Annotated in this window: 15 protein-coding genes; 11 read left to right on the top strand and 4 right to left on the bottom strand. The window is 56.0% G+C overall.

Features of this window, described 5'->3' with window-relative positions:
• Positions 1-65: 65 nt before the first annotated feature.
• Positions 66-881 carry a hypothetical protein gene (locus tag Poly41_RS28360; protein WP_146530741.1) on the bottom strand — a complete coding sequence of 272 codons (816 nt, stop codon included), beginning with the start codon at positions 879-881 and terminating at the stop codon, positions 66-68.
• 366 nt (positions 882-1,247) lie between these two features.
• Between Poly41_RS28360 and Poly41_RS28355 the strand changes: the two genes are divergently transcribed.
• Together Poly41_RS28355 and Poly41_RS28350 are read left to right on the top strand one after the other, a co-directional pair.
• Positions 1,248-1,973, top strand: coding sequence for a hypothetical protein (locus Poly41_RS28355; protein ID WP_146530740.1), 726 nt, complete (start codon positions 1,248-1,250; stop codon positions 1,971-1,973).
• A 456-nt stretch (positions 1,974-2,429) separates the two neighbouring features.
• Positions 2,430-2,735, top strand: a complete 306-nt coding sequence (locus Poly41_RS28350; RefSeq protein ID WP_146530739.1) for a hypothetical protein — start codon at positions 2,430-2,432, stop codon at positions 2,733-2,735.
• Between the two features lie 62 nt (positions 2,736-2,797).
• On the opposite strand, the gene tnpA is transcribed toward Poly41_RS28350, so the two are convergent.
• A complete protein-coding gene (gene tnpA, locus Poly41_RS28345; protein ID WP_146530738.1) occupies positions 2,798-3,253 on the bottom strand; it encodes an IS200/IS605 family transposase in 456 nt (151 codons plus the stop codon).
• A gap of 739 nt (positions 3,254-3,992) precedes the next feature.
• On the opposite strand from tnpA, the gene Poly41_RS28340 reads away from it, so the two are divergent.
• Positions 3,993-4,556 carry a zinc-dependent metalloprotease family protein gene (locus Poly41_RS28340; protein WP_146530737.1) on the top strand — a complete coding sequence of 188 codons (564 nt, stop codon included), beginning with the start codon at positions 3,993-3,995 and terminating at the stop codon, positions 4,554-4,556.
• Positions 4,557-4,617: 61 nt separating this feature from the next.
• Here Poly41_RS28340 and Poly41_RS28335 read toward each other — a convergent pair whose 3' ends face one another.
• Positions 4,618-4,803: a hypothetical protein gene (locus Poly41_RS28335; protein WP_146530736.1), complete on the bottom strand. Its 186-nt coding sequence runs from the start codon at positions 4,801-4,803 to the stop codon at positions 4,618-4,620.
• A gap of 382 nt (positions 4,804-5,185) precedes the next feature.
• Here Poly41_RS28335 and Poly41_RS28330 point away from each other — a divergent pair, with 382 nt between their 5' ends.
• Both Poly41_RS28330 and Poly41_RS28325 read left to right on the top strand, forming a co-directional pair.
• The gene (locus Poly41_RS28330; protein ID WP_146530735.1) at positions 5,186-5,434 is read left to right on the top strand and encodes a hypothetical protein; all 249 of its coding nucleotides are present in this window, start codon (positions 5,186-5,188) and stop codon (positions 5,432-5,434) included.
• Between the two features lie 73 nt (positions 5,435-5,507).
• A complete protein-coding gene (locus Poly41_RS28325; protein WP_146530734.1) occupies positions 5,508-6,875 on the top strand; it encodes a Gfo/Idh/MocA family protein in 1,368 nt (455 codons plus the stop codon).
• A 175-nt stretch (positions 6,876-7,050) separates the two neighbouring features.
• Here the strand turns inward: Poly41_RS28325 and Poly41_RS28320 are convergent, their stop codons facing one another.
• Positions 7,051-7,965 (bottom strand): AAA family ATPase, encoded by a 915-nt coding sequence (locus Poly41_RS28320; RefSeq protein ID WP_231616023.1) that lies wholly within the window; start codon positions 7,963-7,965, stop codon positions 7,051-7,053.
• A gap of 310 nt (positions 7,966-8,275) precedes the next feature.
• Between Poly41_RS28320 and Poly41_RS28315 the strand changes: the two genes are divergently transcribed.
• From Poly41_RS28315 to Poly41_RS28290, 6 genes are all read left to right on the top strand, one after another.
• Positions 8,276-8,665, top strand: a complete 390-nt coding sequence (locus Poly41_RS28315) for a response regulator (RefSeq protein WP_197231744.1) — start codon at positions 8,276-8,278, stop codon at positions 8,663-8,665.
• On the top strand, positions 8,647-9,633 hold the full coding sequence (locus tag Poly41_RS28310) for an SGNH/GDSL hydrolase family protein (protein WP_231616014.1): 987 nt from the start codon (positions 8,647-8,649) through the stop codon (positions 9,631-9,633). The genes Poly41_RS28315 and Poly41_RS28310 overlap by 19 nt, the downstream gene beginning before the upstream one ends.
• Complete coding sequence (mog, locus tag Poly41_RS28305; protein WP_146530731.1) at positions 9,630-10,160, top strand: molybdopterin adenylyltransferase; 531 nt, start codon at positions 9,630-9,632, stop codon at positions 10,158-10,160. The genes Poly41_RS28310 and mog overlap by 4 nt, the downstream gene beginning before the upstream one ends.
• 18 nt (positions 10,161-10,178) lie before the next feature.
• Positions 10,179-11,075, top strand: coding sequence for a tRNA pseudouridine(55) synthase TruB (truB, locus tag Poly41_RS28300; protein ID WP_261344922.1), 897 nt, complete (start codon positions 10,179-10,181; stop codon positions 11,073-11,075).
• 129 nt (positions 11,076-11,204) lie between these two features.
• Positions 11,205-12,857, top strand: coding sequence for a DUF1553 domain-containing protein (locus Poly41_RS28295; RefSeq protein WP_146530729.1), 1,653 nt, complete (start codon positions 11,205-11,207; stop codon positions 12,855-12,857).
• Positions 12,845-14,188, top strand: a complete 1,344-nt coding sequence (locus tag Poly41_RS28290) for a DUF1501 domain-containing protein (protein WP_146530728.1) — start codon at positions 12,845-12,847, stop codon at positions 14,186-14,188. The genes Poly41_RS28295 and Poly41_RS28290 overlap by 13 nt, the downstream gene beginning before the upstream one ends.
• The last annotated feature ends 3 nt before the right edge of the window (positions 14,189-14,191 follow it).

The raw sequence follows: 14,191 nt of genomic DNA, 5'->3' as shown, positions 1-14,191 counted from the left end.
AACCGACACGAGTGCTTCATGCAAATTGATCTTAGGGTACCCGATAAACTAATGCTGACGGTCCACTATTCGGAATAGGGCTGCAAACTATCCTGTGCGACAAACTCGGCGGGGAGCTCCAACAGTTGATCCGTGGTTTCGGCCAATTGAACGATCACGCTCCAGTTTTCGGTCGTAAAAGCTTGTGCATGTGCAAGATTGTTTCGCAAACTCTCGATCTCCTTAATCGACTTCTCGATGTGATTTCGGGATCGATTCCAGTACCGGGCTCGGAGGTCTTGGCTTCGGGCCAAGACCTGTCCTTTGTCGGACAGTTGTAGGCAATCAATCAGTTCAACGTTTTGTTTCCGACGATGACGCTCCGCTTGCAGTTGCCTCGCCTTGGCGACGCGTGCGTCGGAAAGTGAGTCGCACCACGCATTACCAGCATGATGCTGGTCAACGATCCGTGTCAGGACCATTTCAAAGAGCGTCACCATGCCGAACATCCACATCCGCATCGGGGGTTTCTCAAGGTCCGCTCGAACGATCACACCGACGGGTTGCCCCAAAGTCGAAACCAAGACGAACGGTGTCTCATTGAGACATCGCACCACGTCGCGCAGTGGCGCGGTCGTGGCGAGGATGGTCGCCATCGACAAATCAACCATCTGCTCCTTGAGCGGAAGATCGTTGACATTTTCTTGCTGGATGAATCCATCGACAATGCCGGATCGCCGTAAGCCAATCACCGTCAGTGGCCGACTCACCATAAATTGGTGAACTTCTTTAACGTCTGCGGTGATGTCAAAAGACGCCAGCGGTTCGGCAAGGTCTCTTGCGACGAAGCTGTCAAAAAAAACGCGGCGAAGACTTGCAACCGTTGACGGTGAGCTAGGCATGGTGGTTTCTTTTTGAGCCCTTCAATGACCGCGGCCGTCAGGTTGATCCCTCAAAAAACTCGGGAGCAGAATGGGCCACCATGATGCCATGAATTTCGTTGGTAGAAATTAGCACATCCGATACACCCAATCAACCTCGTGCGAACGATGACTTCGCACGCTGTCGCCATCAAGTGACGGCGAGTGAAAGCACCGCTGGCATTGCTATTGGATCTCACCAATCACCATCAACGCCGACATGGGTCCCTTCAAAAGTGAACGCAAGCGTCGTCTCGGGCTTTGTGGCCAGGTAAAGCCGGGGCAGACCTTGGATCGGACAGCGCTGGTCCATGAGCCCGGAACAGGCGGATTTGTCGAGCACGGACATTGACACCCATCGCGGACGAGCGAGGCGAAGACCCAAGTCATTTGTGTCACATTCTGCGCAGCGAACTGGACTGGATTGCGATGAAAGCGATCGAAAAGGACCGTGATCGTCGCTACGAATCGGCCAGTGCTTTCGCCGCGGATGTGCAGCGTTACCTCGCCGGCGAGGCGGTCGAGGCCTGCCCACCGTCGACGGTGTACCGGCTGAGAAAGTTTGCACGGCGCAACCGAGTCTCGCTGATGACAGCTTCCCTGATCGCTTTCGCGATGTTGATTGGAACGGGGGTCAGTGTCTGGCAAGCGAACCGGGCGGTGGCTGCGGAGCAGGTAGCAAATCAGGAAAGGGCGACTGCGGAACGTAACCTGGAAACGGCTTTGGATGCAATCGAGCAGTTACTGGCCCATGTTGGGAATCCGGAACTGGCGGATATTCCCAAAGTGCAAGACATTCGCGCGGAGATTCTTCACGTTCGTTTTCGCGGTAATCAACACCGCTTTGCATCTACCATGGGATATGGAATCGAACCGCTTTGCGGCATGGAGCACCGTATTGCATCGACGCGGCGATGCCGGATCGAACCACGTCGCGGGAATCGACCGTGGAATTCTTTACGCCAACGGCGTTGCATTCCACAGCCCACGCTTCGCGACGCGGTGAAACCGCAAAGCGCACCCTGGGTTACCGCACGCGTCACACCACAAAACCTGAAGGGGTTTTACAAATGAACGCATCGACGCACCATCATCGCGTCCGTTGGCATCCTCCCTTGTAGAACGCCTACGGCGTACGACAACGTTGGTCCGCACGCAAACCCAGGGTGCGCCGCGGTGAAACCGCAAAGCGCACCCTGGGTTACCGCACGCGTCACACCACAAAACCTGAAGGGGTTTTACAAACGAACGCATCGACGCCTCATCATCGCGTCCGTTGGCATCCGTCTCCTTGTAGAACGCCTACGGCGTACGACAACGTTGGTCCGCACGCAAACCCAGGGTGCGCAGCTACGCGTCGACCCTGGGCTGCGGAATCGAACCGCTTCGCGGTAATCAACACTGCTTTGCATTTTCAATGGGCTGTGGAATCCAACCGCTTCGCGGTAATCAACACCGCTTTGCATCTACTCTGGGATATGGAATCGAACCGCTTTGCGGCATGGAGCACCGTATTGCATCGACGCGGCGATGCCAGATCGAACCGCGTCGCGGGAATCGACCGTGGAATTCTTTACGCCAACGGCGTTGCATTCCACAGCCCAGGGTCGCGACGCGGTGAAACCGCAAAGCGCACCCTGGGTTACCGCACGCGTCACACCACAAACCCTGAAGGGGTTTTACAAACGAACGCATCGACGCCTCATCATCGCGTCCGTTGGCATCCGTCTCTTTGTAGAACGCCTGCGGCGTACGACAACGTTGGTCGGCACGCAAACCCAGGGTGCGCCGCTACGCGTCGACCCTGGGCTGCGGAATCGAACCGCTTCGCGGTAATCAACACCGCTACGCGTCGATCCTGGGCTGTGGCATCCAACCGCTTTGCGGTAATTGCCCGATCAATCCCACACGTAGCGTTCGTCGATGTCGACGCCGTATTTGCGGCACAGGCGACGAAATTCGTCTTGAAATGTCTCCGTTTTGTGATGCTCTTCTTGTTTGGCGATGTATCGGTTGAGGGCATCCAGATGCGATGGACTAATCGAGAACGCGCCGTAACCAGATTGCCAATGAAACATCTCGTTTCGACCCGATTCCAATTTGATCCATTTGGAGGATTCACGTTTAAGTTCACGGATGAAATCCGATACCGACATCGTTTTGGAGAGACGGCAAAGAAGATGAACATGGTCTTCGACACCGCCAACGATCAACGATGGCGACTCGAGTTTTTTGCAAATACCAACCAGGTATGCGTGCAATTTCTCGCGAACAGCTCTGTCTTTGAGAAACGGACGGCGCTGTTTCGTCGAGAACACGACATGTGTGTAGATCTGAACGAGGGATTGGCTCATTGCGAAGATCCTCTGTTTCTTTGCGTGCGAAGCTTCAGTTTTCAAAACCCAGTGTTGCGCTGCGGAGTGACCGCCGATCGAACTCGAGATCAACAGGAATCCAACGTACCAAACTGGGATTGCTTCGTACACATTTGTGCAACGCCTGCGGCGTACGGACATGTTGATCGTGACCGCTGGCATTCTTGTCTTTGTTGAACGCCTGTGGCGTACGAAATCGTTGGCCCAATCGTGGACCCAGGGTGCGCCGCTACGCGTCGATCCTGGGCTGCCGAATCCAACCGCTTTGCGGTAATCAACACTGTTGCGCGTCGACCCAGGGATGTGGAATCCAACCGCTTTGCGGGATGGAGCACCGTATTCCATCGACGCGGCGATGCCGGATCGAACCACGTCACGGGAATCGACCGTGGAACTCTTTACGCCGACGGCGTTGCATTCCACAGCCCAGGGTCGCGACGCGGCGAAGCCGCAGAGCGCACCCTGGGTAACCGGCCACATCACACCCCAAACCCTGAAGGGGTTTTACAAATGACCGACACTTAACGTCACGAAATACACAGAAGCGGTCGGCGAGGACAACGACAGCAAATCAGAACCCTCGCCGGGCAAGACATCTCCCCACGCGGCTCGTTTTGCGTGCCCGTGGGAACATGGCCGTTTGCATGATAGACCGAAATCCGGTGACGCAAACGGACAACCTAAAAAACGTAGCCTCTAATTTGAAAGGTAGTCCATCATGTTCACCAAATTCTTGCGATCCAACCAAGACTCCCTGCGTGTAGCGATCGGAGGTTCCTCGTTCGATTGGTTCGGCCAAAGTGCGGGTGGCTTCGCGTATTACGGTTGCTTTACTAATACGGTTGCCAAGGTGGTTTATGTCTTTATTGAAGGCCTACCGAGTGGCAGCCCGATCTGGGTCGCGGATATTGCGTCTCATGAAGCAGGGCATGGTTTCGGTCTGTCGCACCAGAGCACTTATGACGAATCGGGACAGCTGATTGACGAATACAATCCCGGAGTTGGATACTGGGATCCAATCATGGGCTCAAGAAAGTCGGGTATAGCCACGTGGCACAATGGTCCGAGTGAAAACGGGGCGACTCAGCTTCAAGACGACATGGCCATCCTTGCGGGTACCACCAATGGATTTGGCTATCGCACGGACGACCACTCTGATCTGCTGGCCAACGCGACCCCAATGGTGTCGGTGGGACAAAATCGGACCGGCCAGGGGATCATTGAAACCAACGACGATATCGACACTTTCTCATTCACGGCAAGCATTCGTTGCCAAGCTTGATTCCGCAGGGAACTACTCTTGGGTGGTTCCAACGGGAAACGAACTGAATAGCCTGAGTGGGCTAGCGGTTGCTGCTGGCGGCAACGTCTACGTAACGGGTAGGTTCAGTGACACGGTCGATTTCGACCCAGGCACTGGGATCCATAACCTTACCAATCAGGGCGAAAAAGATGATGAAGACCTTAATCAGCACCGAAGCCAAAAGAAGTGACATCGCTGTTTCGGATTGGTGTTTGAGAGGACTCATCAGCATCTCCTACAAGAATTGACGGAATTGACCTCGTAAACCAAGGCTCGATCCGGTGAGCAAAGAGGCGGCAGTATTTCAGAAATAGTTAAAATTCCCTCCCGATTCCCTTGCGTTTCCTCGTAATCCGAGTTGCTCTCTACCACAAGATTTGTCGGACTGCGAGAGAGCCACCGAACATTCAAGTCATTCAGATGAAAGCAGGGTACCCCAAAGCAGGAGGCCTACCTTTGCACCCAGTTGTGCCGTGAGGACTTGGTATCGATTGACGCCGCGACGGGGCGTGTTCTAAACTGTGGACACCGCTGCATTCACTCGATCCTTGTGCGATCAAAGCGGCCCACCCTGTTGCACTTCTTTTCACCGGTAAACCCTCGCCATAATGGAAACCCTTATCAACGTATTAGCAGTGACGGTCGTTGGCGTCAGCATCATTGGCTGGCTGTGGATTGTCGTCGCGGCCTTCAGTGATGGGGAAACGCTCTGGGGGATCGGTTGTCTGATTATCTCGCCACTCTGCCTGGTGTATGGATTTCTCAATTTCCACGAACTCAAGATTCCTTTCTTGATGGTGTTGTTGGGTTTCGCAGCCAGGGTCGGGATTGGCTTGATTGTGTTCGCGATGAGTTGACCTCAAAAATGATGGTAAGATGAATGTCGGTGACTGAGTTTCCCTCACGACCTCCCACCTGGAACGCCTCCCCATGAAGAACAACGATCGCCGCTGCTTTCTAAAAACGTCTGCTCTAACGACTGCGGCAAGCTTCACCGCCCCCGCCTTTCTTCGCGGACAAGACCTCAACAGCCGGATTCGGATTGCGGTCGTTGGCATGGGAGGCCGAGCCAACGCGCACGCACGAAGCTTGATTGAATTGGAGCAGGAAGGAAAAGCCAACATCGAGTTTGCAGGCATCTGTGATTGTGACCGATCGAAACTTGACGCGGCGTCGAGGGCTTGGAAAGAGAAGGCCGGTCACGCGATCACGACCTACGACGATATGCGGCGTGTGCTTGACGACGACGCGATCGATGCCGTCACGTTTGCGACACCGAATCATTGGCATTCGTTGGGCGTTATTTGGGCCTGCCAAGCAGGCAAGGACAGCTATGTCGAGAAACCCGGTTCGCACAACATTTCCGAAGGCCGGAAAATGGTCCAAGCCGCTCGCCAGTACGATCGGATTGTCCAGCACGGAACCCAATGCCGCTCCTCGGAAAACATCATCGAAGGCATCCGAAAGCTGCACGAAGGGATCATCGGCGACGTCTACTTTGCGCGCGGCATTGCTTACAAGATCCGTGGTGATCTGGGGAAACATGCCCCGCGACCGGTCCCCAATGGACTCGATTGGGACGCTTGGTGCGGGCCCGCGAAGCTCGCCGAGTACAGCAACTTTCAACATCGTCGATGGCATTGGCTTTGGAATTTCGGCAATGGCGAAATTGGCAATCAAGGCGTCCACCAAATGGACATTCTGCGTTGGGGACTGAAGTTGGATTCGCACCCCAGCAGTGTGTCGTCGGTGGGAACAAATTACATGCAGCAAAAGGTCCACAACAGCAGTGCCGAAACACCTGGGCTGTTGTCAACGACAATGAAGTGGCCCAATGGACAACTGATTGAATTTGAGGTTCGAGATTGGTACACCAACGCGGAAGCGGGATTTCGCGACAAGTACCCGTTCGTTCAAAAGGACTTCCCGGTCGGTGCCATCTTTTTGGGCAGCGAAGGAACGATGATCATCCCCGATTACAGCAGCTACTACACCTTCTTGGGCCAAGATCGCAAAGAAGGCCCCTCGGCATCGGTTCCCGGTAGCCCCATTTCAGACACACCGCACTTCCGGAACTGGATCCATGCGCTGCATTCACGCAACCACGGTGAATTGTCTGCCGAAATTGAAGAAGGGCACAAATCGTCGGCACTTTGCCATCTTGCAAACATTGCCTATCGCGTGGACCGTACGGTCCAATTTGACAATCCGACGGAAACCTTCCACAACGACGACGATGCCAACGCGTTGCTCGCTCGACCACCGAGGTCACCGTACGTGGTGCCCGAGCAGGTTTAATGGAGCTTCGCACGCAAACCCATCTTCAAGGAAAGCGTATGCGTGCCATTGCGGTGGCGTTTTCCTCGGGCCCGCTTGCAGCGCCCCGGGGCTACCACCTTTGATGCCGTTGGCATCACTAATGAAATCGACGTCCCTCAGCATCAGTTGGCCCGGCCTACGTGAATCATCCGCTCTAGCCCGCTTCAATCGTAGGCACGGCAATTTCGCTGACGATTTCTTCCAAGATCCTTTCGGCCGTGACTTTGCGCAGCCGACTTTCTGGCCGGACGATGAGCCGATGGTTCATCACCGGTGCGACGATCCGTTTGATATCGTCCGGCAGCACATAAGACCGGCCTCGAATGGCAGCCATCGCCTGCGAGCAACGGAACAATGCAATCGTAGCACGCGGACTTCCACCGAGCGCCAGATCGTTGTGAAGTCGTGTTTGATGAACGATTTGCAGTAGGTATTGTCGCACTCGGGGATCAACATGAACCTTTTTAATCTCCGCCTGAGCCTGGACCAACTCTTCGGCCCGAGCAACCGGTTTCAGTTTGTCGACCGGGTGTTTGTCTTGCAATAACTCCAGCATCCGAAGTTCTTCTTCCATCGACGGGTACCCTAAGGTGAACCGCATCATGAAGCGGTCCAGTTGTGCTTCGGGAAGCGGGAAGGTCCCCTCGTGGTCAACGGGGTTCTGCGTTGCGATCACGAGAAAAGGGGGGCTCAGGGGATGCGTCGTTCCGTCGACCGTGACGCAAGCTTCCGCCATCGCCTCCAACAACGAAGCTTGAGTTCGCGGTGTGGCTCGGTTGATTTCGTCGGCCAGCAAGATTTGCGTGAACACCGGCCCGGGCCGGAACTCGAACTGAGTCGTCTTCTGGTTAAAGATCGAGGTCCCGGTGACATCGGATGGCAACAAATCGGGGGTACATTGGACACGCTTGAACTTACAGCCGACACTCCGAGCCAATGCACGGGCGAGCATCGTCTTGGCGACTCCCGGAACATCCTCGAGCAGAATGTGTCCGCCACTGAGCCAGGCGGCCAGCGACAGGACTAATTGCTTGCGTTTACCGACGATTGCCAACTCGACATTGCCGATGACACGTTTGGCAAGATCGCCGACCGCCGCGGCGCCCGCTGCACCCGCAGCGCGGTTAGCTGACGGGGAACGAGAGGCCGTCGTAACGCCGGTTGCGGGCTGGCCGGTCGCGGGCTGGCCGGTCGCGGGCTGGCCGGTCGCGGGCGGGTTGGGTTGGGGCGGTTTTGAGGAGGATGGACTCACGGCGGCCTAAAAGGGATGGCGAAAACGGTTTTCGGCACCGAAGTTGCTCGCGGCACCAAACTTGCGTGTAGTATAATCGTAAACGGTTCACCTGCCGCTGTGGCAGTTTCCCGCGGAGATTCTGAGCATGATTGTCCCCAATTTGCTAGTCATCGATGACGATTCGGCCTTTCGAAACGTCGTTTGCGAGGGATTGTCACGCCGAGGATTTGAAGTGGAACAGGCTTGCGACGGCCAAGAAGCCCTCGATGCGATCCACAGCAAGCAGTTCCACCTAGCGTTAGTCGATGTGCACATGCCTCGCGTGACCGGGCTTGAGCTGCTCAGCTTGCTGCCGGAAACCCCACATCGCCCGGCGTGCGTGTTGATGTCGGCGCAGCTGGACGAGGCGATCCGCCGTGAAGCCGAGCGAATGAAGGCGTACCGTGTGCTCAGTAAGCCGATCCGCTTGGCCGTGCTCTGCGATGTCGTCCTCTCCGCATTGACCGAAGTCTACGATTGGCGGCCAGGTTTGTGACGGACACCGCTGACCACACCCGCCCTCCTCCGCCAGACTCAACCGGCCATCGTTCTCGCCGCCGGCTTTATCTGTTGGTGGCGTTGTTTCTCATGACACTGGTGGGCGTTCTCGGTTACATCGAGTACTTCCTGTCTCGGCCTGTCGGCGCTGGCCCCGCCGGTCCCGCGTTGGATGCCATCGCATTCACGCAGGTGTGGTCAGACCAACGAGTCCAAGTCATCGGCGTTGGAGATAGCATTACCGCTGGACTGGGTGCTCGATCGACCAGCCATACGTTCTTCAACCGTTTGCTCGAGAACCCGAACGATGAATTCACCGACATGAAGGGTGTCTGTTTATCCGAAGTGCTGCCCCATTTAACGTCGGAGAATTTTGCAATTTCAGGATCGGAATCCTGTACACACGCAGAAGTCATCGCCGATACCATCCCCGTTTATCCGGACGCCTACGGGATTGTTTTGATGACCACCGGGGGCAACGACTTGATTCACAGCTATGGCCGTAGCGAGCCACGCGAATGTGCGATGTACTCGGCAACGCTTGAACAGGCCCTTCCATGGATTGAGAGTTTCCGCACTCGATTGGCAAGAATGCTTGACGAGCTGACCGCCAAATTTCCGAAAGGCTGTGAGATCTATCTCGGCGACATCTACGATCCGACGGATGGCGTCGGAGATGCTCCGAGTGTCTTTTTGCCGCATTGGCAAGATGGACTGGCGATCCATTCAAGGTACAACGACGTCATTACCGAAGTCGCGGCACAGCGTGATCACGTCCACGTCGTGCCTCTGCATCAGACGTTCCTTGGCCATGGCTCCCATTGTCGCCAATTTTGGCGATCGACTTATGATGCGAACGATCCTCATTACTGGTTCTATACCAACATCGAAGACCCGAACGATCGCGGCTATGATGCGATCCGCCGAATCTTTTTAAAAACCATTGTCGAAAAGACCAAGCTATGAGCGACATTCGAATTGGCATTGTCACCGTTTCCGACCGAGCCTGTCGCGGTGAGTATGAAGACCGAGGCGGCCCCGCGATCCATGATTATTTGGGCGAGGTGCTGTCCTGTTCCTGGGACGCGGTCCCACGTTTGGTCCCCGATACGATCGCCGAAATCCAGGACTGCATCGTCCAATTGTGTGACGTGGAAGGGTGTTGTTTGGTTATCACGACGGGCGGCACCGGACCTGCGAAACGAGACGTGACTCCCGAAGCGACCGAAGCGGTGTGCGACAAGATCCTGCCTGGTTTTGGCGAACGGATGAGAGAGGTGTCGCTCGAAAAGGTCCCCACTGCAATTCTGTCACGTCAAACTGCGGCCATTCGCGGATCAAGTCTGATCGTCAATCTACCCGGGAAACCCTCCGCAATCGCCGAATGTCTCGATGCCGTCTTCCCAGCGATCCCCTATTGTATCGATTTGATCGACGGGCCACGATTGACGACACGACCGGAACGCATGGTTGCGTTTCGCCCCCAGAAATAACCCAACCTACGTTGAACTGTGTTTGGCTTCCTGAACTGCAACAAACCCGCTGGCATGACCAGCCGGGACGTCGTCAATATCGTGGCAAACCGAATTGCGCCATATAAAGCCGGACATGCGGGGACGCTCGATCCGTTGGCCGAAGGGGTACTGGTGTTAGGCGTCGGCCGAGCCTCACGGCTGGTCTCGTACGTTCAGGATTACGAAAAACAATACGCGGCAACGTTTCGGCTCGGTGTTGCAAGTGCATCGGGGGACTTAGAACAAGAACTCATCGAATACCCAGAGGACCCGGTACCGACCTTTGAGGAACTCACCCTCGCGGCCCAGACACTGACGGGCGAAATCGAGCAGACGCCCTCGGCGTTTTCAGCCATCTGGGTCGATGGAAAACGCGCCTATGAGCGAGTTCGTAATGGTGAAACGGTCGAGATGCCCTCGCGACGAGTGCTGATCCATGCCCTGACCCTCACTCGCTATGAGTACCCTTGGATGGACTTGGAGATCATCTGCGGCAGCGGGACCTACATTCGCTCGCTCGGTGTCGACTTAGCTGCGACGGTGAACACCCACGCGGTGATGAGCCATTTGTGTCGCACGCGAATAGGACCCTTTGCGATTTCCGCTTCCGTTGAGGCACTCTCGTTAAAAAACACACCGATCCAACCCTGGGTTCAACCCGCGACGATGGGCGTCGAGCACTTGCCCAAGATGCAACTCGATGGCACCCTGATGTGGCGAGTCGGCAATGGGCTATGCGTTGACGCGGAAACCCATCCAAGTGTCCATCCAAATCAAGGAGGCGTCGTCGCTGCGATCGCACCCGATGGCCGGCTGCATGCCATCTTGCGTGGAAAAACGAAGCAAGGAAACCCGGCATGGTACCCCGAAAAGGTGTTCCACGTGGAATCATGACTAAGCGTCCTTTCTCGTTCCTTTTTTCCTCCAACTGGCAAGAAGCTCGGTTGGCCACCGAATAGTGCACAACCAGCCGACGTCTCGTTCCTTGCTCCTGCGTTTCCATTTCGATCAGGATCGTCCCCCATGCCCCGCATCAAGCCCGTCTGGACTGCCACGCTACGTTGGGGATGGTTCGTTCTTTTGGTGCTCCTGGCGTTCGGTTACTTGGCGGCCGGGTTGTCCCAACGTTCCATCCAATCCACGACGGAGTCTTTACCGACGGTTGCCCCTCTCGGCGGGCTCTCGGCAGTCGAGAACGCGATCGTGCAGTCGTGGAACGATCAGGGAATCGCACATGCCGAGGTCGCCGACTGGTTGACCGTTTGCCGCCGCATGTCGCTTGGTGTCGTCGGCAGCGGTTTGTCGCTCGAAGAGATCCGCCACCTGCAATCACTCCCCGAAGCGGCCCGAGAAGCAGCCCATCTCGAATCGTTATTGAAGGATTCTCGTTTTCACTACTATTGGTCCGAACGTTGGGCGCGTTTTTTGGTAGGTGCCGAAGAAGGCCCGTTTTTGGTTTATCGTCGACGACGATTCCGGATTTGGTTGCAGGAACAATTCGCCCAAGACCGCCGGTATGATGAAATCGTTCGTCGCTTGGTCACTGCCGAAGGGCTGTGGACCGATCGACCCGAAGTCAATTTCCTGACCGTCACCTTCGACAGCAACGATGGACAACCCGATCCGGTTCGACTGGCGGCGCGAACGTCTCGGGCGTTCTTGGGGCTGCGGATCGACTGCTTGCAGTGCCATGATGACTTTCTTGGGAATGTCAGTCTTGGAGACATTGAATCGCCGCGAGAGGGGATGCAAACCGATTTCCACCAGCTTGCAGCTTTCTACAGTGCGGCGAAAACCAACGGCTTGCAGGGGGTCCAAGAGAATGATGCTGACTATCATTACCAGTACCTCGACGAAACCGAAGAAGTCGCGGTGGAGCCCGCGGTCCCGTATTCGCCTGAGCTGTTGCCGACCGAGGGCTCGAGCCGCGAACGGCTGGCCGCTTGGATCACACATCCCGAAAACCGCCAGGCGGCACGTGCGGCCGTCAGTCACGTCTGGGCGTTATTGTTTGGCCGAAGCGCCACCGAGTCGGTCGATAACTTGCCGCTCGACGAGACCTCGCCGCAGCCGATCGAAGCCTTGACCGACGAGTTCCTTCGGAGTGATTATGACCTGCGACATTTGATCCGTTTGATCGTCAAGTCATCGGCCTTTCGCGTGTCAAGCCGTGCAACCTTCGAAATCACATCCGATCATGAAGATCGCTACGCCGTTTTTCCGCTAACAAGATTACGCCCCGAACAGGTCGCCGCCTGTGTGATCCAAAGCTCGCGAATCAAGAAAATTGACCGCGACTCTTCGTTACTGACGCAGATCCAAAAGTTTGGTGGCATGAACGATTTCGTGGAGCGTTACGGAGATATCGGCGAAGATGAATTCAGCAACGACAGCGTCACGATCACGCAACGTTTGGTGATGCTCAATGGTGACATGTTGGCGGAGTCGATTGGCGACAACCCCATCATGAACGCATCGACGCAAATCGAGATGTTCGCTCCCGATGACAAAATGGCGATCGAAACCACTTACCTCTGCGTCCTCAACCGTCTCCCCACGGAAGAGGAACAAGCGCACTTTGCCGAGCGGATTTCCGGAAGCGACAGCCGCCGAGAAGCAATCGAAGATCTGTTCTGGATTCTCCTCAATAGCACGGAACTCGCATGGAATCATTAACGGACCCGAGCAACAACCCGATGAACCCTTTTCGTCTCTGCAATCACCAAGCCCATTTCTCTCGCCGTACGTTGTTGGGCGCCGGAGCCGGTGGGTTGATGATGTCGCAAATCGCGAGCGTCTTGGCCAGGGCGGACGAGAAGGGGGTCACCGATCCCAAGCGTCCTTTAAGTGTGATCCTGCTTTGGATGGAGGGCGGCCCTAGCCAATTGGAAACGTTTGATCCCCATCCCGGCACCTCGATCGGCGGCGACGTGCAAGCAATTGCAACCTCGGCCCGTGAAATCCAAATCGCAGACACGCTGCCTCAAGTCGCTGAGCAAATGCATCTTGCCTCCTTGGTTCGGAGCGTGACCAGCAAGGAAGGGGATCACCAACGAGCCATCTACAATATCAAGACCGGCTATCGGCCAGCCACGACGATCGTGCATCCTTCGATTGGCGCAGCATTGTGCCACAGCGACCCGACGGCGTCCGACATCCCACGCCATATCTCCATCGTCCCCGGCAATTCCCCCGGCCGTGGAGGTTACCTCGGCGCGGCATACGATGCGTTCAAGATTGGCGACCCCGCAAGCAAAGTACCCGACATTCGCCGACGTGTGGACGAAGGTCGTTATGCTCGCCGCATCGATGATCTCTATGACGTCGTCGAACGCGAGTTCCGCCGCGGTCGCTTAGCGGACTTAGAGAAGCAGCGAACGTTACATACCACCGCGACCGACGCAGCACTGCAGATGATGTCGAGTGACCAACTTGACGCATTTGACGTTTCCTCGGAGCCGAAAGAGGTGCTGCAAGGGTTCGGTGATTCATCGTTCGGCCGAGGTTGTTTGGCAGCGACGCGGTTGATCGAAGCTGGTGCTCGCTGCGTGGAAGTCACACTAAGCGGTTGGGATTCTCACATCAACAATCACTCGCTGCAATCGTCCGCATGCGAGAAACTCGATCCCGCATTAGCATCGTTGCTGAAACGACTCAAACAACGTGATCGGCTCGACACGACGCTCGTGGTTTGTGGCGGCGAATTCGGCCGCACGCCGTCGATCAATCCTGGCGGTGGTCGCGATCATTGGCCACATGGTTTTTCGACGTTGTTGGCTGGCTGTGGTATTCGCGGCGGCGCGGTCTACGGCGGCACCTCGCCCGACCCAAAACTCGATAGCAACGATCCAACTACCGACATCACCAACAGCGTGACCGTTGCCGATTTGCACGCGACCATTTTGTCAGCGATCGGTGTTCCCTACGACGAAGAACTGTACACCAACGTCGGCCGCCCTATCTTGCGCAGCGAAGGCAAACCGATCGATGCGATCCTGACCTCCTAATGC

This window comes from Novipirellula artificiosorum (assembly GCF_007860135.1).
Classification (GTDB): domain Bacteria; phylum Planctomycetota; class Planctomycetia; order Pirellulales; family Pirellulaceae; genus Novipirellula_A; species Novipirellula_A artificiosorum.
This window is presented reverse-complemented; position numbering and strand designations above follow the sequence as displayed.

What these genes read in the sequence shown, in the direction of transcription:
- Poly41_RS28350 (WP_146530739.1), top strand. Translation starts at nt 2,430, where the DNA reads ATGCCAGATCGAACCGCGTCGCGGGAATCGACCGTGGAATTCTTTACG.
- Poly41_RS28325 (WP_146530734.1), top strand. Translation starts at nt 5,508, where the DNA reads ATGAAGAACAACGATCGCCGCTGCTTTCTAAAAACGTCTGCTCTAACG.
- Poly41_RS28340 (WP_146530737.1), top strand. Translation starts at nt 3,993, where the DNA reads ATGTTCACCAAATTCTTGCGATCCAACCAAGACTCCCTGCGTGTAGCG.
- Poly41_RS28330 (WP_146530735.1), top strand. Translation starts at nt 5,186, where the DNA reads ATGGAAACCCTTATCAACGTATTAGCAGTGACGGTCGTTGGCGTCAGC.
- Poly41_RS28295 (WP_146530729.1), top strand. Translation starts at nt 11,205, where the DNA reads ATGCCCCGCATCAAGCCCGTCTGGACTGCCACGCTACGTTGGGGATGG.
- Poly41_RS28360 (WP_146530741.1), bottom strand. Translation starts at nt 881, where the DNA reads ATGCCTAGCTCACCGTCAACGGTTGCAAGTCTTCGCCGCGTTTTTTTT.
- Poly41_RS28290 (WP_146530728.1), top strand. Translation starts at nt 12,845, where the DNA reads ATGGAATCATTAACGGACCCGAGCAACAACCCGATGAACCCTTTTCGT.
- Poly41_RS28315 (WP_197231744.1), top strand. Translation starts at nt 8,276, where the DNA reads ATGATTGTCCCCAATTTGCTAGTCATCGATGACGATTCGGCCTTTCGA.
- mog (WP_146530731.1), top strand. Translation starts at nt 9,630, where the DNA reads ATGAGCGACATTCGAATTGGCATTGTCACCGTTTCCGACCGAGCCTGT.
- tnpA (WP_146530738.1), bottom strand. Translation starts at nt 3,253, where the DNA reads ATGAGCCAATCCCTCGTTCAGATCTACACACATGTCGTGTTCTCGACG.
- Poly41_RS28335 (WP_146530736.1), bottom strand. Translation starts at nt 4,803, where the DNA reads ATGAGTCCTCTCAAACACCAATCCGAAACAGCGATGTCACTTCTTTTG.